Origin of the sequence: Bradyrhizobium sp. 26S5 (assembly GCF_036923295.1) — a bacterium.
Classification (GTDB): domain Bacteria; phylum Pseudomonadota; class Alphaproteobacteria; order Rhizobiales; family Xanthobacteraceae; genus Bradyrhizobium; species Bradyrhizobium septentrionale.
The window spans coordinates 3,247,425-3,269,988 of the sequence record NZ_CP145948.1; the positions used below are offsets into that span (position 1 = coordinate 3,247,425).

Sequence of the window (22,564 nt, forward strand, 5' to 3'; positions counted from 1 at the left end):
CTTGTCCCGGGCATCCACGTCTTTGAGAGTTGTTGAAGCGAAGACGTGGATGGCCGGGTCAAGCCCGGCCATGACGAGCTAGGGTTTTTCGCCCAGCAGAACGTCCCTGACCTCGTCGGAGAACAGCTTCTTGCGGCCGGCCAGCAGCACCCATTCCGGATCGTCGCGATCCGGAACGGCGCGCGGCATGCCGTGATCGAGCAGGGCGTGCGCGCAGCCCACCCAATCGCCGCCACTGACCGGCTCATTGCAGGAGGCCCACGACAAGCTGCCGGAGGCATTGTCGCCAAAGCCGTGCTGCTCGGTCCACTCTGCACCGTGCTCGAGCAGGAAGCGCGTCAGGGCGGCGTTGCCGCGGAATACGGCGTGATTGAGCGCCGAGCCATCCCAGTCGCCGCCGCGTACCGCGATGGGCCAGCCCAGCTCGACCATCAGCCGCACCGCGTCATCGCCACCCGCCGCGGCGAGTTCCGGAAGCAGGCGCAATTGCTGTGGTGAAAGCGCGCCGGGAAGGTCGGGCCGGCTGGCCTGCATCCGCCGTGCCTCGCGCGCGTCGCCGCTGCTGCACGCTGCGACGAAGCGTTCGTCATCGGCCAGCGTCTCGGCACCGGTGCGCTCCCGCAGCAGCTCGGCGACCTCGGTCAGTCCGAATTGCAGCGCGTAACGGTAGGCGCTGAGACCGTCCGGTGTCGTGATGTGCGGGTCGGCGCCGGCGTCGAGCAAGGCCGCGATGCACGTCCGCGACCGCCGCCGCCGGATCGCCCACATCAGCGGCGAGCCGCAATCGGTCAACGGCGCATTGCGGGCGGGCTCGTTCGGATTTCCACCATGCCGCAGCAGCAATTCGAGTGCCGCCACGTTCTCGTCATCGAGCACCTTGTACATCGCGTTGGTGCCGGCGATCCGCGCGCCATGCGCGAGCAACACGGCGGTCGTCACGAAGCCTTCCAGCGAGTGGTACAGCGATTCATTGTCGTTCGGATTGGCGCCCGCTTCGAGCAAAAGCCTGGTCAGCTCGAGATCGTGATTGCGCCCCGCGGCGCCATACAGGGCCGACAGCGGATTGCCGTCGTCGGGCGCATCGAGCGATCCCGGCGGCCAGCGGCTACCGATGTGCTGGTCGGGATCGGCACCGGCCTGCAGCAGCAGGCGCGCGCAGCGATGTAGCCGCGGCTGAAATTCCGGAATCTGCAGCAGGCTGGAATGCGTGACCGCGACCAGCGGCGGCAGCTTGAGCGGACCACCGGGACGGTTGACCCATGCGGGATCGTTGGTTGCGGTGCGCCGTATCGTTTCCTCGTCGCCAATGGCGCAGGCAAGATAGGGATCATCGGCCACAAGGCCGGGATCCTCTTTGAGCATCCGTACCGCAACGCGCGGATTGGCGCGATCGGTGGTGCCGTCGACGTCGGCGGCATAGACCAGCTGCAGCCACCGCCGCACGCGATCGTCCTTGCTTTTGCCGGGCGGCAATTGCGCCTCGACGTAACGCCGCAAATCCGGCCATGAGGCAAAGCCAAGATCGCGTGCCACGCAGGACTGCGCGTCGTGGAGCCGCAGATCGAGCGCGGCGATGTCGGCGTCGCTGCGGCCGGCCGCGGCCGGAAGCGCGTGGCGGAAACGGGCGTAAGCTTCCGGCGCCTGCCGCCGGTAAAGGCGGATCAGCTCCTTGGCCTGCTTCTTCAGATGTTCGAGATTCAATCGCGCGCGCGATCGGTCCATGGAAACCTCCGTGCATCAATCGCCGATGGTCCACAAAACCGGCTGCACAAAGGCTTGATTTGCCACTTCAATGTTGCAAGTGGGTTCAACCCTTCCCGTGGACCCGGGCGCGGCTTGCACGCAAGCTGAGGATATGAGCGGCCGGCGCGCCGGTCAACCCGCCGTTTGGCGTGCGGCGATTGGACGGCGTCACGCCGCTGGCCTATAGGTCTGCGCATGCGATTGAAAACAAGTATTTGGGTCGCGGCCTATCTGCGCCGCTGCCAGACCGAGGGCGTGTTCGGCGCGATCCGCAAGAAGGGCGCGGAGGAGGCCGGTGCCGTCTTCGTCAAGGTGACGCTGATGGACGGCAACGCGATGCTGTACGCGCCGGCGCCGCAGACGGTCTATGACGACAGCCGTCCGGCCGAGCGGTTGTTCGTGCCGTCGGCGTTGCAGCCGGTGCCCGAGCCTTCGGTCGAGGAGCGCTTGACCAAGGAACTTCGCTTCGATCCCGACGCCTGGATCGTCGAGACCGAGGACCGCGCCGGGCGGCATTTTCTCGATCTAGCGAAAAACTAGCTTCCGGATTTCTGGTTGCGGATGGCCGGTGCGCTGCCGGGCTGCACCACGGATCGCGTCTGCGAGGCTGCTGCACGCACGCGGTGACGCTCATCGTCATAGAGCGACGAGCGATACTTGGCGCGCGCCACCGCCATGGTCGAGCCGCGCCACGCCGCCAGCATCACCAGCGCCGAGCGCTCGCTCAGATGATCGTACAGCCGCGACAGGCGGTAGACATAGTTGACCGACGAGCCGGCTTCCGGATTGAGGAACATCAGGATGCGCTGGAACGCGGCGCTCGACACATCAAGCGCCCGCATCGCGCAGGCGAGCGGCTCGCCGCCGGGATCATTCACCACGTCGGCGGCGATCCGCGACGGCAGGATCAGCGCCTCGCCGAGCTCGAGCGTGAAGTTATCGATGTCTTCGGCAAACGCCGCCATCTCCAGGATATGGATCGCCCGCGCGGCGCGGGCGGCCGGAATCCGCGCCGCCGCCTTCAGCGGCGTCTCCTGCAGATTGTGCAGGATCTGCGCGCGTTCCTTCGCGTTGGCGGCAAAGAACATGTCGGAGATCTCGGCGGCATCGTTCGGCCGCATCGCGAGGCTCGCCGCCATCCGCAGCTCGGCTTCGGTCGGAATCTTGGCGGGCAGCGCGGACGGTGACGGCGCGGGAATTGGACCGGCAGCCGGCATCGGCTGGTCTGGACCGCCGCGCCGCAGCCCGAGCTTGTCCATGATCCCAGCGGGCGTTGCCGGATAGATCGCAAGCCGTGCGCGGACGGCGGCGCGTGTCGCGTCGTCGACCTCGTCGATCAGGCGCGAGGTCAGCTCGACGAACTGGCGCTCTTCGTCCGCCGAGTGTGCGCTGGCCTGCACATAGAGGTCCGTCAGGACGCGCAGCAAGGTGGGGCGGATGTCGACGCCCTCGCGGCGGGAGAGCGTCATCAGCCCATCGAAACCAGGAAATAACGGAGCTGCGCTCATCTCGGGCGTACGCACTTGCCAGTAAGGAATCGGTTTGAAAACCTTGTGGCAGCGAGCCTACGCAGGCTGCTTTAAGAGCCGGTTAAGGAAAACAAGCCGTGAAGGCGAATGCTCGCATTTGCGCGTGTCCATTAAGGCACAGCGCCATATCCGTAACCGTCCGTATCGGCGGCTTAAGATGTCATTAACCATGCGCGTTCTTAACTCGGCAGGCGCGGGCAAATCATGTCCGTGCGGGGCCAGAGAGAACGGAACATGGGCACCATCGTTGAGTTTCCGGCGGATGCGGCTGCGCGGCGGCCGAGCATGGCCGGTGCTGCCGGCGAAGGCATGGGGACCGTGCTGATCCTACCCGTCGTCCGGATCGAGCGAACGACGGAGGAGACCGGTGGCGATCGCGGACCGGAGCAGGGCACTGCGCAGGGCCGCCGTCGCCGACGCCGCTCCTGATCGCGGACATCGTGCAATGCCGGAGCTTGTGCAGCGGATCGCCGCGTGGCGGCCATTCCCGGCGCTGATCCTGCTGCTGGCGGGCTCGGCGCTCGCGGGCTGCAGCGGCGGCGATTTCGGCCGTACCCGCGCCGACTTCCGCAACGACGACATGCATCGCTGGATGGGTGCGGAGGCGACCGGCAGCGTCGGCAAAAACGCCTCGCAGTTCCAGCTCACCGAACACGAACGTCAGCTGCGCGATCTCGCCTACCAATTCATCGAGCCGCCGTTGTCGCGTCCGGCGTGGAAGAGCGTGTTCGGCGACTATCAGCCGCTGCCCTCGCCCTGGCGGCAGAGGGTCGTGTTCGACCGCACGGCGTATGGCCGCAATCTGATCGACGAGCCGCATCGCTCGTTCGCCTCGCGCTATTCGCTCTTGATCGACGAGGTCCGCGACGACATCACCCGGTTCGAGCCGTTCTTCGCCGTCGCGATCCAGGTGATCGAGCTCGACCGCAAGCGCAATGCCAGCCTCAAGATGATCGCGGACCTGTCGCTGCGCGAGAAGGCCGATGCGGTCGCACGGATGGAAGAGAATGCGTTGATCGTGCAGTGGGTCGGGCAGAGCCTGGAGCGGCGGATCGCGTCCTATCGCTGGGCGCTGGAGCGGCTGGTGATCCAGGCGCCCGACGGCATGGCCGCGGACGCCGAACGCCAGATCAACGAGCTCGCCCGGCTCACCGCCAATGCGCCGCTGGTCTCCGCGCCGGTTGCCGGCCAGGCCGTGGTGACGAAGGGCTAGGCCCGCCTCGCTTTCGTCGCGGTCGATCTGACGCGGCGACTGTTCGGTTGCCGCGGCAGGCTCGCGATGAACGCCCTCAGCGCATCGGATGGCGGGTTAGCCGCGGGATAGGCGAGGCCGACCTGGCGCGTCACGTCGATATCGATCGCCCGCACCGCGACATCAGGATTGCCGCGCGCGACGCCTTCGGGGACGATCGCAACCCCGACCCCGGCCGCCACCAGCGCCATCGCCCATTCCTCGGATTCCGCGATCGCCACCGGTCTGCGCGGCGGTGACGTGCGCTTGAAGAATTCCTGCTGCTCGCAATGGCAGCGATCGATCATCGGAACGCCAGCGAAGTCGGTGGTCCGGAGCGTCTCCTTCAGGGTCAGGGGATGCGACGGCGGCAATGCCGCTACATAGCGCTCGCTCCAGAGCGGGATGAAGTGCGCGCCGGCGGTGATCATGGTCTTGGCGACGATCCGCGCGTCGGCCTTCTCATTGGCGCCGACCAGCCGGAGCGCGAGGTCGGCATGGCCCGTCAGCGGCTTCAGCAGCGCGATGGTCCGGGCCTGATCGAGCGTCCGCAACAGGCCGAGCGTCAGCGCCTGCCTGGTCGCGGGCTTGCGAAACAGGTTTCGCGCCGCGTCCGCCTCGTCAATGATCTTGCGGGCGATGCCGTGAAACTGCGCGGCTGACTCCGTCGGGGCCATGCCCTTCTTGTGCCGGATGAACAGCGTGGTGCCGAGCTCGGCCTCGAGATTGGTGATCGCCGCCGAGATCGACGGCTGCGAAATGAAGCAGAGCTTCGCCGCGGCGGTCAGATTGCGCTCGCGGTAGACCGCGGCGAAGTAGCGGAGTTCGCGGATATCCATAGGTACATCCTATCGTATAGATAGATAGACAATATTTTACCTATGGAAAGGCGGGTGGCAAGCCTGCGCTGACTTCAGCGGAGGACTGGTCATGCGCATCCACCATCTCAACACCGGCACCATGTGCCCGATCGGCAAGCGGCTCGTGAACGGCAGCGGCAGCATCTTCCAGCGGGCGCGGATGGTCTGTCACTGCCTGCTGGTCGAGAGCAACGACGGCCTCGTGCTGGTCGATACCGGGATCGGGCTCGGCGATATCGCTGACCCGCCGCGGCTCGGACGCAAATGGGTGCGGCAGACCACGCCGCGGCTCGATCCGGCCGAGACCGCCGTCCGGCAGGTGAACGCGCTCGGCTTCTCGCCGGACGACGTGCGCCATCTGCTGCTGACGCATCTCGATCGCGACCATGCCGGCGGCGTGCCGGACTTTCCGAAGGCCAAGGTGCACGTCCATCGCAACGAATACGAGATGGCGGTGACCCACCAGGTCGCGCCGCCGGTGGGACGCTACATCACGGCGCAGTGGCAGCACGGGCCGGACTGGGCGTTCTACGGCGCCGATGGTGAAGACTGGTTCGGCTTCAAGGGCGTGCGCCCGCTCGGCGACCGCGAGCCGGATATCCTGATGATCCCGCTGCCGGGGCACACGCTTGGCCATTGCGGGATCGCGGTGCGCGACAAAGACAGATGGCTGCTGCACGCCGGTGATGCCTATTTCCATCACGCGCAGCTCCACGCCAGGCCGCGGATCCCGCTGGTGCTCGGCATGTTCCAGCGCCGCGCGGATATGGATCGCGCGAGGCGCATCCAGAACCAGGAGCGGCTGCGCCAATTGAATGCGGCGCATGGCGCTAGCGTCACGATCGTCAACAGCCACGATCCCGTCGACTACGAGACCTGCCGCTGCGGCCGGCACGCGCTGGCAGCGAGCTAGCGCTTGCGCGCCGCGGGCGGCGGTGCCGGCGCGGGCAGCGGCGGCGGCGCCTCCTGCTTGGCTGCCACCGGCTCGGTCTGCGGCTTGCAGGAGGAGGCCGCGAGCGAGGCCTGCGCCTGCGGCATCAGGCCGGGCTCCGGCGCCAGCGCTTTCAGCAGGATCAGCCCGGTTGATGTCGGCGAGTCGATGATCAGCCGGTCGGCGGCGGTGACTTCCTCGTCCTCCGGCAGCTCATTGTGCTGCGCTTCGGTCATCAAATAGAGCTCGATCACCTTCTTGCCGGCGGAGCGGTCGTTGATCGCGTAATAGGCGACCTCGTTGCGGGTGTAGAACGACACCGACGTGTAGGCCTGGCTGACCGGCACGGTGAGCTTGAGCGGCGCGCTCGAGAGATCGTAGCGGCAGATCGCCATCGCGAACGCCGGATCCATCAGCGGCATCGGCGAGTGGGTCGGGTCGGCCAGCGGCAGCTGCGTCACTTCGTTGAGCTTGGTCATCGGCGTCAGCCGCGAATAGGCGTCCTGCGAGGCGATGCGCGGCAGCGCCAGCACGCTGACGAGATGCACCACGCCGCCGAGCAGCACGCCTGCGAGGATGGTGAACAGCAGCCGGATCATGGGCAGCCCGTCGTTGCGATCGAGGGCATCGGCGCGTCGCGCTGGGTGCGGGTCGCGACCCCGACCGGCGTGTCGTAGAGGCGCAGCATCAGCGCGTAACGTTCGATGCCGCCGGTCGGCAGCCAGTTGCCGGCGCGCGAGCGCGAGGCGATGTGGATCTCGAACGTGCCGTCGGAGGCGCGCATGATCTCCTGGCTGGTGAAGCCGTAGCGCTGCAGCGAGTTGGCGACCAGATGGCCCTTGCGGTCGAACAGCGTCAGCGTCCAGAACCGCGCCGCCGGCGTCACGCCGCTGACCACGATGTCGCAGCGGCCGTCGAGCGGCTTGTTCTTGTCGTCTGATGTCGCCGAGAAGGCGATGCCGTCGCCGGTGCCGATCGGCAATTCGCCGCTGCGCGCGATGGTGGCGCGCGAATAGGGGTCGACGTCGGAGGTGCCGTTTTTCGGCCGCGCGGTCCAGGCGCCGATCTTCAAGGTGCCGAGATCGGTGCCGCGCGTCGCCGTCGCGTAGGTCAGGCCGAGGCCGACCGCGGTGGCGATGACGAGTGCCAGCAGGGTGGTGAGGAGGAGCCGCACGTCAGTTCTTGCGTGGCGCAGGAGTTGTTGTCGCGCCGTCCGGCCCGGCCGCGGCAATGTAATTTTCGGGGAACGCCAGCGCGCTCGAGGATTCCGGCTTGCCGGCCTTCGAGGGCTCGTTCAGCGTGGTTTTGTTGGCGGTCTTGGCGGCGTCATCGAGCAGCTTCTCGACCCGCACCAGGATATCGGCACCGCGCTTGGTCAGCACCGGCGGCGGACCCGGCTTGGTCTCCAATATGCGCGGCGCTGCGTTGGCCTGGGCATTGGCCTGCGCCGGCTGCGGCGGCAGTTTCTGGCCCATGCCGACGCCGTTGAGTTCTTTCACCTCAACACCCTGATGCGCGGCGACCATGATGTCGTGCCAGGTCTGCGCCGGCAGCGAGCCGCCGGTCATGCGGTTGGTCGGCGAATAGTCGTCATTGCCGTACCAGACCGCGCAGGTGAAGTTGCCGGTGTAGCCGACGAACCAGGCGTCGCGATAGGCGTTGGTGGTGCCGGTCTTGCCCGCGGTCGGAATACCGTCGAGCGCGGCGCGCCGCGCGGTGCCTTCGCTCACCACGTGGCTCATCATGCCGGCCATGTCGGCGGCGATGTTCGGCGGAATGGCCTGCCGCGGCTTCGGCCCGTCGCGGTCCCAGCGCCACACCAGGTCGCCGGCGCCGGTGCGCACCTCGAGCACCGAATGCGGCGTCACCGCCTTGCCGCGGTTCGGGAAGGTCGCATACGCCACCGCGTGCTCGATCACCGTGACTTCGTCGGAGCCGATCGGCAGCGACGGCGTATCGGGCAGCGGCGCCTTGAGGCCGAAGCGGCGCGCGACCTCGACGATCTTGGCGCGGCCGGCCTTCGGGCCACCAATGTTTTTGCCGAGCTCGATCGAAAGCTTTACCGGCACCACGTTGATCGACCGGGTGATCGCCTGCGTCAGCGTCACCGAGCCGGAATAGGAGTGGCCATAGTTCTGCGGGCACCAGTTGCCGATGCAGACCGGGCCGTCGACGATCTTCGAGTTCGGCGTGTAGCCGTTCAATAGCGCCGTGGTGTAGACGTAAGGCTTGAACGACGAGCCGGGCTGGCGATAGGCGTCGACGGCGCGGTTGAACTGGCTCGCGCCGTAGTCGCGTCCGCCGACCATGGCGCGGATGCCGCCGTCGAGATCGGACACCACGGTCGCCGCCTGCGTCGCGTGATAATCGCGCCCGAACTGCCGGAGCTGGTTCTCGATCGCTTCCTCGGCCGCCTTCTGCACGTTCATGTCGATCGCGGTACGGACCACGAAGACACGCTCGGTGTAGGATTTCGGGAAGGTGTCGACTAGCTTGCGCATCTCGTCGAAGGCGTAGTCGAGATAGTAGTTCGGCGAGTTCTCGTCGCGCCGGTCGACCGCGACCGCCGGATTGCGGCGGGCGCCGAACACCTGGCCCTCGGTCATGAAGCCGGCATCGACGAGGTTGTCGAGCACGACGTTGGCGCGGGCGCGCGCCGCGGGCAGGTTGATGTGCGGAGCGTATTTGGTCGGCGCCTTGAACAGGCCGGCGAGCATCGCGGCTTCCGCGAGGTTCACGTCGCGCACCGACTTGTTGAAGTAGAAATGCGCTGCGCCGTCGACGCCGAAAGTGCCGCCGCCCATATAGGCGCGGTCGAGATAGAGTTTCAGGATCTCGTTCTTGGTGAGGCGCGTCTCCAGCCAGACCGCGAGGAAGGCTTCCTTCACCTTGCGCTCGATGGTGCGCTCGTTGTTCAGGAACAGGTTCTTGGCGAGCTGCTGGGTGATCGACGAGCCGCCCTGGCGGACGCCGCCGGCCTGCGCGTTGGTGACGAGCGCGCGCGCGAGGCCCGGAAAGTCGATGCCGAAATGGTCGTAGAAGCGGCGGTCTTCGGTTGCCAGCGTCGCCTTGATCAGATTGTCCGGAAAATCTTCCAGCGGGATCGAGTCGTTGTGCTTGATGCCGCGGCTGCCGATCGGGTTGCCGTAGCGGTCGAGGAAGGTCACCGCGAGATCGGACTTCTTCAGCCAGTCCTCGTCGGCGGTCTCGCGGAAGGCGGGGATCGCGAGCGTCAGCATCAGGATCATGCCGCCGAGCCCGATGGTCGCGGCTTCCGACAGCGGCTCGATGAACACCCAGCGCTTCCAGCGGCCGACATAGAAGCGGTCCATGAAGGTGGAATAGCGCTCGTAGAGCTCGCGCAGGCCCTTGCCCGACGAGAACAGCGTCGAGTCGATACGCGCATCGAGGTCCAGGAAGAAGTTCCGGACCTTCTGTTTCCAATGCGACGGCATGATCTGGCGGACCGGACCCTTGATCAGTTCGACAGCGCTGCGCCTGCCCAAAACGGGCACAGGCCAGCGTCTTGCTTCGATGTTGCGGCAATCCCAAGGCGCTTTTGCGTCGTTGGGGACTCGTTCGTTGTTCTATCCGAGCGGCTGCCATAAACCAATGGCGCGGCTGGCGAATTTAATGAAAGCCCTAACGCTGCCCACCGGCTTTTGCGACCCCGCAGGTGCTCCCCCTTGCGGAGCCGGCGCCGGCGTCCCAAGAAGAGCTGTACCGCCATGTCAGGGATATCATGACCGCACCGCCCAAGCGCCCGTCGGACCAGGATGGATTCTTCTGGAAAACCAAGACGTTGGAAGAGATGTCTGGCGACGAATGGGAGAGCCTGTGTGACGGCTGCGCACGTTGCTGCCTGGAGAAGCTCGAGGACGAGGACACCGGCAAGATCTATTTCACCCATATCTCCTGCAAGCTGCTCGATGCCGGCCTGTGCACCTGCAAGGACTATCCGAACCGCTCCGACCAGGTTCCGGATTGCGTCCGCCTGACGCCCGAAAACGTCCGGACCCTGAACTGGCTGCCGCCGAGCTGCGGCTACCGGCTCGTGGCCGAGGGGCGGGACCTCTATTGGTGGCATCCTTTGATTTCGGGCGATCCCAACACCGTTCATGAAGCCGGGGTCTCGGTGCGCGGGCGGGTGCAGGGCACCGAGATCGACGTCAACGACGCCGATCTCGAGGATCACATCGTGCGCTGGCCGGGCTTGTTGCCGAAGCAAGCACGGTTGAAGAAGCGGCCGAAAGCGCTGGGCAAGACGACCAAGGCGTGACGTCGCAACGAGCGCTGCGATCACGTCATCGCGAGAAGGTCGCGGCGGGATGCACCCATGCGCTGGGGGGCCTGCCTCAGCATCGATTTGCTGCATAAATTGCGAAGCAGAGAATGATTCCATCGCGGGATCAGCCCGCGCAGCAGCATTACGCCTCAAATGAACAAGTATGAACGGCAGAGCCGGATTCCTGCCGACCAAGAGACATTGCCCGACGACATTGCCGAAGAGTTGTCCCGCCTCCCGAGCGAGGTGATCGAACTTAGCGACGCGCCGCCGCTGGCGCCGCCGGCACCGCTCAATCCGGATGAAGTCCGCACCATCGTGATCAGCCTGATGCTGACGATGTTCCTGGCCGCGCTCGACCAGACCATCGTCGCGACTGCGCTGCCGACGATCGGACGCCAGTTTCACGACGTCACCAATCTGTCCTGGGTGATCACGGCCTATCTGCTCGCCTCCACCGCGGTGGCGCCGGTGTTCGGGACGCTGAGCGACATCTACGGCCGCCGCGTCATGATCATCACCTCGCTCAGCCTGTTCGTGGTCGGCTCGGTGCTGTGCGCGATCGCCCCCAGCATGACCATGCTGATCGTTGCCCGCGGCCTGCAGGGGCTTGGCGGCGGCGGCATCATGCCTGTTGTGCAGACCGTGATCTCCGACGTGGTGACCCCGCGCGAGCGTGGCCGCTATCAGGCCTATTTCTCCAGCGTCTGGATGGCCGGCGGCATTCTCGGCCCCGTCGTCGGCGGCGTGTTCGCCGAGCATCTGCACTGGTCGATGATCTTCTGGATCAACTTGCCGCTCGCGGCGGCGGCGCTGGCGCTGCTGCTGCCGAAGATGAGCAAGATCCCGGTGTTCCACCGCAAGCGCAAGGTCGACTGGCTCGGCGGCGTGCTGCTGATGGCTTCGGCCGTCGTGCTGATGCTGGTGCTGACCTGGGGCGGCACCCGTCTGTCCTGGCTGTCGCCGACCATCACGGCCATGATCGGCGCCTCGATCGCGCTCGCCGGCGCCTTCGTCTGGCATGCGCGCCGCGCCGACGAGCCGTTCCTGCCGCTGTCGCTGCTCGGCGGCTCGGTGGTGCCGTTCGCAATGGGCGCGGGCGGCTGTGCGCTCGGCGCAATGGTCGGGCTGACCGTGCACCTGCCGCTGTACTACGAGGTGGTCTATCACCTCACCGCCAGCGAGGCCGGCCTTGCGCTGATCCCGCTCGCGGCGATCTCGACCTTCGGTGCGGCGATCGCCGGACGGACGATGGCGAAGGCTAGGCACTACAAGCGCGTCGCGATCGTCGGCACCTCGGTCGCCGCGATCTGCGCCGTCGGCGTGGCGGTGACGACGCTGCCGCTGTGGGGATTGCTGCTGTTGATGAGCGTGTTCGCGCTCGGGCTCGGCACTACGTTCCCGATCAGCGTGGTGTCGCTGCAGAACGCGGTGGCGCGCCCGCAGGTCGGCACCGTGACCGGCGCGATGAACTTCTTCCGCGCGATGATGGCTTCCTTCACGGTCGCCGCCTTCACCACGATCCTGCTGATGACCTTGGGCCCCGATATTTCGCTCAACGGCGAGCATCATGCTGCGGCCGCAGGCGCCGTGAGCGCGATCCCGATGGCCGACATGATCACGGCGTTCCGCTACGTATTCGGCGCCGCCGCCGTGCTGCTGACCACGGCTTCGATCTGCATGATCACGATGGAAGAGCGCCCGCTCGCCGGCCCCGCCGCGCGGCCGCCGGCGGAGATGGCGGAGTAGGGCGGGAGCCAAGCTTACCGCTGTCGTCCCGCTGAACGAACGCAGGGATGATCCTGTGACCACGCCAAGTCCACCGCTGTCGTCCCGGCGAAGGCCGGGACCCATAACCACCAATGTTGGTTGCCGTAGGGATCGTGGCCGCAGCGTCGCGCAACCAATCAACATTTGGGGTAATGGGTCCTGGCTTTTGCCAGGACGACGACGCGGACGGTGCTCGATTCACTATCAAACATCGCGGTGTCATCACCCGCGCATGCGGGTGATCCAGTATTCCAGAGACGCCAGTGCTTGAGCAGAGAGGCCGCGGCGTACTGGATCGCCCGGTCAAGCCGGGCGATGACAGTGTGGGTGGGGATACAGCTTCGCGTTCTCGCGACATGAACCGTCCGAGGTTTGCTCTTCGTTCCGCCCTCCTCGCAGAGGGCGCAGGGAAAGCCGGGTGCCGATCGCACCCATGGGTCCGGTGCAACAAAAAGCACCGGAGGTAGGACCACAGGTGTAACCGGAAACTCCGGCTTTCCCTGCGCGATGGGTTACGGCTTATTTCGTGCTCTCCCCGGCGAGACTGGGCTTGTTTGTCACCGCCTTCGCAAGACGCAATTGCGTCTTACAAGGGGACACCGGCCGCTAGGGCGTCAGGACCACACGACTTCACCGTCCGCCTCAATCACGCTTCGTCCGTCGTGATCTCAGCGTCCACCGCATCTCACACCGCGTTCGTGACGATCGCGAAGCGCCCCTCGATCGGGTGAGACGGGCGGATTTATACACTGAGCTGTACTTCTGATAAAGCGAAATATTTTTGCGCGAGGGGCTTGCGCCGTCGGGCAACTCAGTGATCGGCGTCCCGCGCTCATATTCCCCCACTGCCTCATCTTTGTTCAGCCTGAAAGCGCCGACCCACTACTTTAGTTGCCGTCCATGCATGGCGATCTGCGCGCAGTTTCACTTGCTGCGCATTTTGTCGCAGCTATAGTCCCGCCCCAAGAGCTGGAAGCGGCCGAAGAAGAACAAGAGGAGTGAAACAGGGTGAAAACAACATCGCGACTGCCTTTTCATGCGATGCAGCAACTTGCCGGAGTGGCCGTGTTGGGCCTGCTGGCCGCGGCGCCGAGCGGAGCGCAGGCCGCCGATACCCTCAAGATCGGCGTGATCGCCGAGGCGCAGGCGATCGCCGGGGCGTCGATCCCGCAGGCAGCGCAGCTCGCTGCCGACGAGATCAACGCCAAGGGCGGCATCGACGGCCGCAAGATCGAAATCGTCTCTTACGACAATCACTCATCCTCGGCGGATTCGGTGCGCGCATTCCAGCGCGCGGTCAACGAGGACAAGGTCAACGTCGTCATATCGAGCTATATCAGCGAAGTCGTGCTGGCGTTGGAGCCGTGGGCCTCGCGCCTGAAGACGCCGTTCGTCACGCCGGGCGCCGCCTCCAACGAGATCAGCAAGAGCGTTCACGCCGATTACGAGAAGAACAAGTACACCTTCCACGGCTACCTGACCTCGGCGGCGCTGGCGCTGTCGGTGTGCGATGCCGCCAAGGACCTGCTGGTCGATCAGAAGCACATGAAGACCGCGGTCATCATGAGCGAGGACGCGGCGTGGACCAAGCCGCTCGATGTCGGCTATGAAGAGTGCCTGCCGAAGATCGGGCTCAGGGTCGTCGACCATATCCGCTTCTCGCCCGATACCACCGACTTCACGCCGATCTTCAACAAGGTCGAAGCCGCGAAGCCCGACGTGATCATCACCGGCATCTCCCATGTCGGCGTCCAGCCGACGGTGCAGTGGAAGAACCAGCAGGTGCCGATCCCGATGTTCGGCATTTCCTCGCAGGCGACCAACGAGACCTTCGGCAAGGACACCAACGATGCGGCGGAAGGCGTGCTGTATCAGGGCGTGTCGGGCCCGAACGTCGCCGTGACGCCGAAGTCGGTGCCGTTCGCGGAGGACTTCAAGAAGCGCTACGGCAACTATCCGTCCTACGCCGGCTACACCGCCTATGACGAGGTCTACTACATCGCCGATGCGGTGAAGCGCGCCGGCTCGGTCGAGGCCGACAAGATGGTCGATGCGCTGGAGAAGACCGACTGGGAAGGCACCATCGGACGCGTCCAGTTCTACGGCAAGGACGACCCGTTCACCCATTCGATCAAGTACGGCAAGGGCCTGATCACCGGACTGATGCTGCAGTGGCAGGGCGGCAAGCAGGTCGCGGTCTGGCCGAAGGAGGTCGCCAAGAGCGATCTCAAGTTCCCGAGCTTCGTCAAGGTCCCCACGAACTGACCGGTCATCGTGCTCCCGGGTCCCTCCCGGGAGCATTCGTCTTTGGTTTCGCGTCCTCCACAACAGGCAGCCTTGCTGCCGCGGCCAATCTGAGATGCTCGCCTTACAAATCCTGATCGATGGCTTTGCCATCAGTGCGCTCTATGCGCTCGGCGCGACCGGCTTCACCCTGATCTTCGGTGTCTCCGGCGTTCTCAACCTCTCCCACGGCGCCATCATGGTGGCCGCAGCGGTCGCGGCCTGGGCCGCGGCCAGCGTGCTGCACCTCGACATCTACACCGGCGCGTTGTTCGGTGTCGGCGTCGCGCTGATCGTGTCGTTCGCGACCTATTTCGCGGTCGTGAAACCGATCCAGAACTCCAGGCGGATCCCCAACGAGGAGAAGGAAATCTTCGTCCTCACCGGCACCTTGCTGTGGGGCATCATGATCCAGGAGCTGATCGCCTATTTCTTCACCAACAACGCCAAGACGGTGCTGCCGATCGTCGAGGGCGTCGTCGATATCTTCGGCAACCGCACGCCACGCAACAATATCTTCACCGCGCTGGTGTGCTGCCTCGTGATCGGTCTGCTCTGGCTTCTGGTGAACCGCACCCGGACCGGCAAAGCGGTGCTGGCGGCCTCGATGAACCCGCGCGGCGTCACCTTGCTCGGGCTCGAACTCACGCAGATCTATATCGTGGTGTGGGGCATCTACGGCATTCTCGCCGGCATCGCCGGCGTGCTGCTCGGCATGTTCCTCGGCGTCAGCTCCTACAGCGTCGGGCCGCTGACCGCGAGCGCGTTCTCGATCGTGGTGCTTGGCGGCCTCGGCAGCGTCTCGGGCTCGCTGATCGCGGCCTTCGTCGTCGGCTATCTCGAGACCATCACGGCCTACATGATCTCGCCGGCCTATCGCACCATCCCCGCTCTGCTGCTGCTCGTGTTCGTGATGTATATCCGGCCCCAGGGCCTCTTGGGGAGGCGCTGACATGGCCAACTTCTTCACCTCGCGCCTGTTCTTCATTTCGCTGGTTAGCGTAGTGGTCGCCGCGACGCTGCCGTTCTACGTCTCGGGCTACATCCTTGGCCTGCTCACCGTTGCGTTTTATTTCGGCGTGTTCGCGATGGCCTGGGACCTGCTGTTCGGCTTTGCCGGCGAGGTCAATTTCGGCCCGACCTTCCTGATCGGCACCGGCGCCTACACGGCGGGCATCCTTAACAACCAGTTCGGCTGGTCGGTCTATCTCTGCATCCTGCTCGGCGCGCTGGCGTCGGTTGTCGCGGGCTTCGTGCTGGCACTGCCGGCGCTGCGGGTGAGGGGGCCGTATTTCGGCCTGACCACGCTGGTTGCGGTGCTGATGCTGCAGAATTTCATCGTGGTGTTTGCTGACCTGACCGGTGGCGAGATCGGGCTCACCATCCCAGATGTCATCACCATCAATGCCGGCGCCAATTACTGGATCGCGCTCGGCTTCATGACCATCAGCGCGGCCATCCTCTATGGCCTGTCGCAATCGCCCGTCGGCCTCGTGCTGCAGGCGAGCGGGCAGGACCCGGTGCAGGCCGGCGCGCTCGGCTTCAACATCGTCAAGCACAAGCTCGCGGCGTTCATCGTCAGCGCGTTCTTCTCAGGCCTGTCGGGGGCGCTTTTGGTGTTCTACTTCGGCACCGCCTCGGTCGGCACCGTGGTCGACGTCGCGGTCGGCGTGAACGTGATCGTCTCCGCCGTGCTTGGCGGCCGGCGCACCGTGCTGGGGGCTGCGTTAGGTGCGATCTTCCTGATCGTGGCCGGCGAATTCCTGCGCCCGACCGGCGAGCTTGCGACCTTCATCGTCTCGGCGGTGGCGCTGCTCGTCGTGCTGTTCTTCCCCGGCGGTTTCCTCGGAGCGGCCCTGTCACGCGAGGCGCGCTCCTGATGGACCAGACTGTGATCAGCACCCCGACGCTCGCGGTGCGCGGCCTGACCAAGCGGTTCGGCGGCCTGACCGCGGTGAAGAATCTGAGTTTCGAGCTGCGCCCCGGCGAGATCCTCGGCCTGATCGGGCCGAACGGCTCGGGCAAGTCGACCGCGATGAAGAGCGTGATGGGCATCGAGCGCCCGACCGCGGGCGAGGTGCTGTTCGAAGGCGAGAACGTGGCCGGGCTGCCTGCGCACAAGATCGCGCGCAAGGGCTTTGGCATGGTGTTCCAGCACTCGCGGCCGTTGAACCGGCAGACTGTGCTGGAGAACATCATGGTCGCGCTATTGCCCGACAGCCTGTTCATGCTGTTTCCCGACAAGGCGCTGACCGAGCGCGCCAAATGGATCGCCGACCGCGTCGGCCTTGGCGCGGTGATGAACCGTCGTCCACCGACGCTGCCATTCGCGGATCTGCGCCGGCTCGAATTGGCCAAGGCAATCGCGCGCGATCCAAGAGTCGTGCTGGTCGACGAGCCCTTCGCCGGCCTCACCAGCACCGAGGTCGGAACGTTCTCGCAATTGATCCGCAGCTTCCGCGACGAGGGCCGCGCGGTGATGCTGGTCGATCACAACGTCAAGAGCGTCGCGGCGCTGGTCGACCGCGTGCTTGCGATGTATCTCGGCGAGGAGATCACGACCGGCCGCGCCGATGAGGTGATGAAGAACGAGACCGTGCGGCGGGTCTATCTCGGCGGCGCGATCGAAACCCATGCGCGGCCCGAGACCTCGTTCAAGGACAAGGTGCCGCTGCTGCAGGTCGAGAATGTCAGCGTGCATTACGGCAAGGCGCAGGCGCTGGAGAACGTCTCGATCCACGTCCATGAGGGCGAGTTCGTCTCCATCGTCGGGTTGAACGGCGCCGGCAAGACCACGCTGTTCAACACCATCTCGGGCTTCCTGCCCTATACCGGCGAGATCCTGCGCGGCGGCGAGAAGTTGCGCGGCACGGGGCCGGCCAAGATCGCCCGCTCGGGCCTCGTGCAGTGCCCGGAATCGCGCGAGCTGTTCGGCGAGATGACGGTGCGGGAAAATCTCGATCTCGGCGGCCAGCATCTCGACGACGCGGCGCGGGCGAAACAGCTCGCCTGGCTGTTCGAACTGTTTCCGATCCTGAAGGAGCGTCAGGGCCAGATGGCGCAGACGCTGTCCGGCGGCGAGCAGCAGATGCTGGCGATCGGCCGCGCGCTGATGATGCAGCCGCAGATCCTGATCCTGGACGAGCCGACGCTTGGACTTGCGCCCGTCATCCTCGAACTGCTGTCGAAGGCGCTGGAGAAGCTGCGCCAAACCACCAAGATCACGGTGCTGCTCGGCGAGCAGAACGTGACGTTTGCGCTTCCGCATGCCGACCGCGTCTATGTGCTGGAGCACGCGCGGATCGTCTGGGAGGGCGACCCCGGCCGGTTCGCCGCGGAGGCCGGCAAAGACTTTCTCTGACGTTCGAAAATTTCAAGCAAGAAAGCAAAGCAAGGGAGATCATGATGACAGGATATTCAACCGCCACCCGCGTGAGCTTTTTGGCTTCCGCGCTCGCGCTCTGCCTCGCGGCGCCGGCCTATGCGCAGTCCAACGATCCGATCAAGATCGGTGTCATCGCCGAGGTGCAGTCGATCGCAGGTGCGGCAACGCCGGGCGGCGCGCAGATCGCGGCCGACGAGATCAACGCCAAGGGCGGCGTGATGGGCCGCAAGATCGAGATCGTCACCTACGACAACAAGAGCTCGTCGGCCGACTCGGTGCGGGCCTTCCAGCGCGCGGTGAGCGAGGACAAGGTTTCCGCCGTGATCGCAAGCTACATCAGCGAGGTCGTGCTGGCGCTGGAGCCGTGGGCGTCGCGGCTGAAGATGCCGCTGATCACGCCGGGCGCCGCCTCGAACGAGATCACCAAGGCTGTTCATAGCGACTATGAGAAGAACAAGTACACGTTCCACGGCTATCTGACCTCGGCGGCGCAGGCGCAGCTGGTCTGCGACGCCGCCAAGGAGCTGCTGGTCGACCAGCTCAAGTTCAAGTCGGCGGCGATCATGAGCGAGGACGCGGCTTGGACCAAGCCGCTCGATGTCGGCTATGAGGCCTGCCTGCCGAAGGCTGGATTGAAGGTGGTCGAGCACATCCGCTTCTCGCCCGATACCACCGACTTCACGCCGATCTTCAACAAGATGGAGAGCGCAAAACCCGACGTGATCGTGACCGGCATCTCCCATGTCGGCGTGCAGCCGACCGTGCAGTGGAAGAACCAGCAGGTGCCGATCCCGATGTTCGGCATCAGCGCGCAGGCGCTGAGCCCGTCGTTCTGGGGCGACACCAACGGCGCCGCCGAAGGCGTGCCCTCGCTCGCGGTGGCGACGCCCGACGTCGCGGTGACGCCCAAGACGAAGCCGTTCGCGGCGGCGTTCAAGGCCAAGTTCGGCACGCCGCCGGCCTATACCGGCTACACCGCCTATGACGAGGTCTACATCATCGCCGAGGCGATCCAGCGCGCCGGCTCGACCGATCCGGACAAGATGGTCGCCGAGCTCGAGAAGACCGACTTCGACGGCACCATCGGCAAGATCCAGTTCTACGGCAAGAACGACGAGTTCACCCACGGCATCAAGTCCGGCCCGGGCGCCGTCACTGGCCTCGTGTTCCAGTGGCAAAGCGGCAAGCAGATCACGGTGTGGCCGAAGGCGATCGCCGAGGGCAAGCTGAAGTTTCCGAACTTTGTGAAGCTGTCGCAGTAATCGCGCGAGCATCAAGAGAAACGAGGGGCGGTCACACGGTGGCCGCCCTTCTTACTTGCGCGTCGGCGGGGCCGCCTGGATCGTCGGCGCCGCGGCCGCAAGCAGTGCGGCGCGATCGCCGTTGCGCGGCGGATAGATGCGCCGCTGGTTGATGGTCTGCTTGGTGAGTTTTGCGGCGGCGCCCGAGGTGTGCACCTCGCGGTCCCAGCCGGTGGTGTAGAGCGCGCCCCAGGCGCCGAGATCGAGCACCGTCACATACCAGTCGATGGTGAGCGGCAATAGCTTTTCACCGAACAGATCCGCCATCACATTGTGGCCGGCAAAGCGGCCCATCGGCCGCGCGAACTGGCAGGACATCACGGTCGGATGCTCGCCGTCGATCAGGCAGGCCGCGACATCGCCGGCGGCGAACACGTCCGCCATGCCCTCGGCGCGCATGAAGTGGTCTACGGCGAGGCGGCCGAGCGCGTCGCGCTTGACCGGCAGCGTTGCGGCGAGGTGGCTGGCGCGCATGCCGCCGCACCACACCACGGTCTCCGCCGGAATGATCTCGCCCGAGCTGAGTGTGATGCTCGTGGCATCGACGGCGCTGACCCTGACATTCAGCCGCGTTTCGACGCCGAGCGCGGACAGTGCCTCGTTGATGACCGGGCGTCCCTGCGCGCCGAAGGTCGCGCCGACCACGGGATTGGGATCGATCAGGATGATGCGGTGATCGCCGGTGATGCCCGAGCGCGCGAGCTTGGCCGGCATCTCGGCTGCGACCTCGATCCCGGTGAAGCCGGCACCGACGACAACGACCGTTGCGCACGCCTGCGACGGCGGCTGCTTGCCGAGCGCCGCCAGATGCGTATCGAGCTTGGTGGCAGCCTCGTACGTGTCGACGTCGAAGCCATGGGCGGCAAGGCCTGATATTGCGGGCCGGACCAGTTCGCTGCCGGTGGTTAGGACCAGCCGGTCGTAGCTCAGCTGCTCGGCGCCTGCGCCCGTCCTGACCGTGACCTCGCGCTTCGCCGGATCGATCGCCGCGACATCGGCCACCCTATGGCTGACGCCGACCGGATCGAGCAGGTCCTTGAGCGGCAGCGCGACATCGCCGAGATCGACCTCGTAATTGCGCACCCGGATGTTGTGATAGGCGTTGCGATCGACGACGAGAATCTCGGTGTCCGCCGCCCGCGCGCCGATCTCGTCGCGTTTGCGGGCCGCGCCGAGCGCAGCCCACAGCCCGGCAAAGCCGGCCCCCAGCACCAGGATGCGCGCCATCTTTCCCTCCGATCTTCTGTCGGAGGGAGCTTGCCTGCCTAAGCAAGGTCAAATCAAGTGGGCTGTGAAATTGGACATTTGAAACTCGTCATGCCCGGCCTCGTGCCGGGCATCCACGTCTTTGCTTCAGTCGGTCAAGAAAGACGTGGATGGCCGGGACATAGGCGAGCGGAAGCGACGCCGTCCTTCGGACGGCTATGCCCGGCCATGACGGAAGGTGGGTCACATTCTGATGCTGCTCACGTCCCCGGCCGCGACACCTCGGTCTCCTTGCTGGTGATGAATTCCAAGAGCACCGGCACGCCTTCTTTGGTCTTCTGGATGCCGCGCTTGATCGCGGGGATGATGTCTTCGGGCCTGGTCACCCGCTCGCCATAGCCGCCGAAGGCACGCGCCATCGCCGCGTAATCGCCGGAGATGTCGGTCGAGCGGTATTTCTCGGTCGAGATCGGCATCACCTTCAGTTCGATCGCCATCGAGAAATTGTTGAGCAGGATCGACATGATCGGAATCCGCTCGCGCACCGCGGTCTCGAAATCCATCCCCGTGAAGCCGATCGCGGCATCGCCCCAGACATTGATGCAGAGCTTGTCCGGTTTTGCCAGTTTGGCGCCCATCGCGAGGCCGAGGCCGTAGCCGAGCTGCGTGGTCTTGCCCCAGCCGATATAGGACAGCGGCTCGACCGATTTCCAGAACGGCGAGAGCTGGTCGCGCGGGCTGCCGGCGTCGTGGGTGATGATGGTGTTGTGAATGTCGACGGTGTGTTGCAGGTCCCACAGCACGCGGTAGGGATTGAGCGGCGCGTCGTTGTGCGTCAGCTTCGGCATCCATTTGGCGAGCCACTCCTTGTGGGACGCGGCGATCTCCTCGGCGACGGCGTTCGCGTTGCGGTCCGCGGTCACGGTCTTGCCGATCTCCTCCAGCAGCGCATCGAGCACGAGCCCGGCATCGCCGACGAGGCCAATCCTGACCTCGACATCCTTGTTGATGTGGTTCGGATCGAGCGTCGAATGGATGATGGTCTTGCCCTTCGGCATCGCGATGCCGAACGACGTCTCGGTGAAGGAGCAGCCGATGCCGAAGATCACGTCGGCTTCGGCGAGGAATTTCGGCACCGCGCGCGGCACCGCAAGGCCGCCGGAGCCGAGCGACAGCGGATGCGTCTCCGGGAAGGACGACTTGCCGCCGAGGCTCGTGGTGACGGGGATCGCGAGCCGTTCGGCGAGGCGCTTCAGCTGCGGCCAGGCCTTTGCATAATGCACGCCCTGGCCGGCATAGATCACCGGACGTTTTGCATTCACGAGCAGCGCCGCGGCCTCTTTCACATGCACGGGGTCGGCGCCATAGCGGGTGCGCAGCACCGGCGTGTAGTTCAAGGGCTCCGGCACCTCCTCGTTCCACATGTCGGCCGGGATTTCGACGATCACCGGCCCGCCACGGCCGTTCTTCAATTTGGTGAAGGCGCGGCGGAAGATGTTGCAGACCTCCGCGGCGATGTTGATCGGCTCGGACGACTTCGAGAACGCCTTCATCGCCTGGCTGGAATTAAAATTCGGATCGATGTTGGCAAGCCTGCGCGCATAGCCCATCGGCAGCACCAGCACCGGCACGGATTCGCCATAGCACTGCGCGACGCCGCCCATCGCGTTCTCAGCGCCCGGGCCGTGCTGCATGCAGAAGGCGCCGATCTTCTCACCCGAGGTGACGCGGGAGATCGCGTCTGCCATGTGCACGCCGATGCGCTCCTGGCGCACCATCACCGGGCGGATGTCGGCACTGGCGGCGTATTCGATCAGGTGGTTGACCGGGTAGCCCGTGAGGATCTCGATGCCCTCGCGCTTCATGATTTCCGCGATCGCGGTGCCGAGCTTCATGACGGTCACTCCCTCTGGATGCGGCCGGTTTGGTCCGGCCTCGTTGTCGTCCTGTCCGATAAAGGAACAGGATTCCGTCGACCGGTAAAGCGCGGCCGGGGCCGGATCAGGTAGTCCTGATATGCGTTTACGCCCAATCGCGGCT

Annotated in this window: 19 protein-coding genes; 11 read left to right on the forward strand and 8 right to left on the reverse strand. The window is 65.5% G+C overall.

Translation table 11 applies throughout. The annotated features are described in order from the left end of the window. Positions 1-78: 78 nt before the first annotated feature. On the reverse strand, positions 79-1,722 hold the full coding sequence (locus V5279_RS15000; protein ID WP_338698546.1) for an ankyrin repeat domain-containing protein: 1,644 nt from the start codon (positions 1,720-1,722) through the stop codon (positions 79-81). Positions 1,723-1,938: 216 nt separating this feature from the next. On the opposite strand from V5279_RS15000, the gene V5279_RS15005 reads away from it, so the two are divergent. Next, positions 1,939-2,283: a DUF1491 family protein gene (locus V5279_RS15005; protein WP_166293713.1), complete on the forward strand. Its 345-nt coding sequence runs from the start codon at positions 1,939-1,941 to the stop codon at positions 2,281-2,283. On the opposite strand, the gene V5279_RS15010 is transcribed toward V5279_RS15005, so the two are convergent. Continuing rightward, a complete protein-coding gene (locus V5279_RS15010; RefSeq protein WP_224741735.1) occupies positions 2,280-3,212 on the reverse strand; it encodes a DUF2336 domain-containing protein in 933 nt (310 codons plus the stop codon). The two genes, V5279_RS15005 and V5279_RS15010, sit on opposite strands and share 4 nt — an antisense overlap. A 294-nt stretch (positions 3,213-3,506) precedes the next feature. Here V5279_RS15010 and V5279_RS15015 point away from each other — a divergent pair, with 294 nt between their 5' ends. Together V5279_RS15015 and V5279_RS15020 are read left to right on the forward strand one after the other, a co-directional pair. Continuing rightward, entirely contained in the window at positions 3,507-3,701 is a 195-nt protein-coding gene (locus V5279_RS15015; protein ID WP_029082055.1) for a hypothetical protein, read from the forward strand. 16 nt (positions 3,702-3,717) lie between these two features. Next, a complete protein-coding gene (locus V5279_RS15020) occupies positions 3,718-4,485 on the forward strand; it encodes a hypothetical protein (protein WP_338698552.1) in 768 nt (255 codons plus the stop codon). On the opposite strand, the gene V5279_RS15025 is transcribed toward V5279_RS15020, so the two are convergent. Next, the gene (locus tag V5279_RS15025; RefSeq protein ID WP_338698554.1) at positions 4,482-5,342 is read right to left on the reverse strand and encodes a LysR family transcriptional regulator; all 861 of its coding nucleotides are present in this window, start codon (positions 5,340-5,342) and stop codon (positions 4,482-4,484) included. The two genes, V5279_RS15020 and V5279_RS15025, sit on opposite strands and share 4 nt — an antisense overlap. 91 nt (positions 5,343-5,433) lie before the next feature. Between V5279_RS15025 and V5279_RS15030 the strand changes: the two genes are divergently transcribed. Next, the gene (locus V5279_RS15030; RefSeq protein ID WP_338698556.1) at positions 5,434-6,276 is read left to right on the forward strand and encodes an MBL fold metallo-hydrolase; all 843 of its coding nucleotides are present in this window, start codon (positions 5,434-5,436) and stop codon (positions 6,274-6,276) included. Here the strand turns inward: V5279_RS15030 and V5279_RS15035 are convergent. Genes V5279_RS15035 through V5279_RS15045 form a run of 3 tightly spaced genes read right to left on the reverse strand, consistent with a single transcriptional unit; the run spans position 6,273 to position 9,749 of the window. Further along, positions 6,273-6,893, reverse strand: coding sequence for a DUF1254 domain-containing protein (locus tag V5279_RS15035; protein ID WP_029082051.1), 621 nt, complete (start codon positions 6,891-6,893; stop codon positions 6,273-6,275). The genes V5279_RS15030 and V5279_RS15035 overlap by 4 nt on opposite strands. Continuing rightward, positions 6,890-7,468, reverse strand: a complete 579-nt coding sequence (locus V5279_RS15040; RefSeq protein WP_029082050.1) for a DUF1214 domain-containing protein — start codon at positions 7,466-7,468, stop codon at positions 6,890-6,892. The genes V5279_RS15035 and V5279_RS15040 overlap by 4 nt, the downstream gene beginning before the upstream one ends. Before the next feature lies 1 nt (position 7,469). Next, positions 7,470-9,749 carry a PBP1A family penicillin-binding protein gene (locus V5279_RS15045; RefSeq protein ID WP_338701192.1) on the reverse strand — a complete coding sequence of 760 codons (2,280 nt, stop codon included), beginning with the start codon at positions 9,747-9,749 and terminating at the stop codon, positions 7,470-7,472. A 287-nt stretch (positions 9,750-10,036) separates the two neighbouring features. On the opposite strand from V5279_RS15045, the gene V5279_RS15050 reads away from it, so the two are divergent. The 7 genes from V5279_RS15050 to V5279_RS15080 all read left to right on the forward strand — a co-directional run bounded on the left by V5279_RS15050 (position 10,037) and on the right by V5279_RS15080 (position 19,279). Next, the gene (locus tag V5279_RS15050; RefSeq protein ID WP_338698563.1) at positions 10,037-10,573 is read left to right on the forward strand and encodes a YcgN family cysteine cluster protein; all 537 of its coding nucleotides are present in this window, start codon (positions 10,037-10,039) and stop codon (positions 10,571-10,573) included. Between the two features lie 159 nt (positions 10,574-10,732). After that, the gene (locus V5279_RS15055) at positions 10,733-12,328 is read left to right on the forward strand and encodes an MDR family MFS transporter (RefSeq protein ID WP_338698565.1); all 1,596 of its coding nucleotides are present in this window, start codon (positions 10,733-10,735) and stop codon (positions 12,326-12,328) included. Between the two features lie 1,089 nt (positions 12,329-13,417). Beyond that, on the forward strand, positions 13,418-14,614 hold the full coding sequence (locus V5279_RS15060) for an ABC transporter substrate-binding protein (RefSeq protein WP_414645948.1): 1,197 nt from the start codon (positions 13,418-13,420) through the stop codon (positions 14,612-14,614). 94 nt (positions 14,615-14,708) lie between these two features. Continuing rightward, positions 14,709-15,584: a branched-chain amino acid ABC transporter permease gene (locus V5279_RS15065; RefSeq protein WP_018270667.1), complete on the forward strand. Its 876-nt coding sequence runs from the start codon at positions 14,709-14,711 to the stop codon at positions 15,582-15,584. A gap of 1 nt (position 15,585) precedes the next feature. Then, positions 15,586-16,512: a branched-chain amino acid ABC transporter permease gene (locus V5279_RS15070; RefSeq protein WP_338698572.1), complete on the forward strand. Its 927-nt coding sequence runs from the start codon at positions 15,586-15,588 to the stop codon at positions 16,510-16,512. Next, complete coding sequence (locus V5279_RS15075; RefSeq protein WP_338698574.1) at positions 16,512-17,993, forward strand: ATP-binding cassette domain-containing protein; 1,482 nt, start codon at positions 16,512-16,514, stop codon at positions 17,991-17,993. Before V5279_RS15070 ends, V5279_RS15075 begins: the two co-directional genes overlap by 1 nt. A gap of 41 nt (positions 17,994-18,034) precedes the next feature. Next, positions 18,035-19,279 carry an ABC transporter substrate-binding protein gene (locus V5279_RS15080; protein ID WP_338698576.1) on the forward strand — a complete coding sequence of 415 codons (1,245 nt, stop codon included), beginning with the start codon at positions 18,035-18,037 and terminating at the stop codon, positions 19,277-19,279. Between the two features lie 51 nt (positions 19,280-19,330). Here the strand turns inward: V5279_RS15080 and V5279_RS15085 are convergent, their stop codons facing one another. Beyond that, positions 19,331-20,545 carry an NAD(P)/FAD-dependent oxidoreductase gene (locus V5279_RS15085; protein ID WP_338698578.1) on the reverse strand — a complete coding sequence of 405 codons (1,215 nt, stop codon included), beginning with the start codon at positions 20,543-20,545 and terminating at the stop codon, positions 19,331-19,333. Between the two features lie 239 nt (positions 20,546-20,784). Continuing rightward, entirely contained in the window at positions 20,785-22,419 is a 1,635-nt protein-coding gene (locus V5279_RS15090; RefSeq protein ID WP_338698580.1) for a thiamine pyrophosphate-requiring protein, read from the reverse strand. Positions 22,420-22,564: the final 145 nt, after the last annotated feature.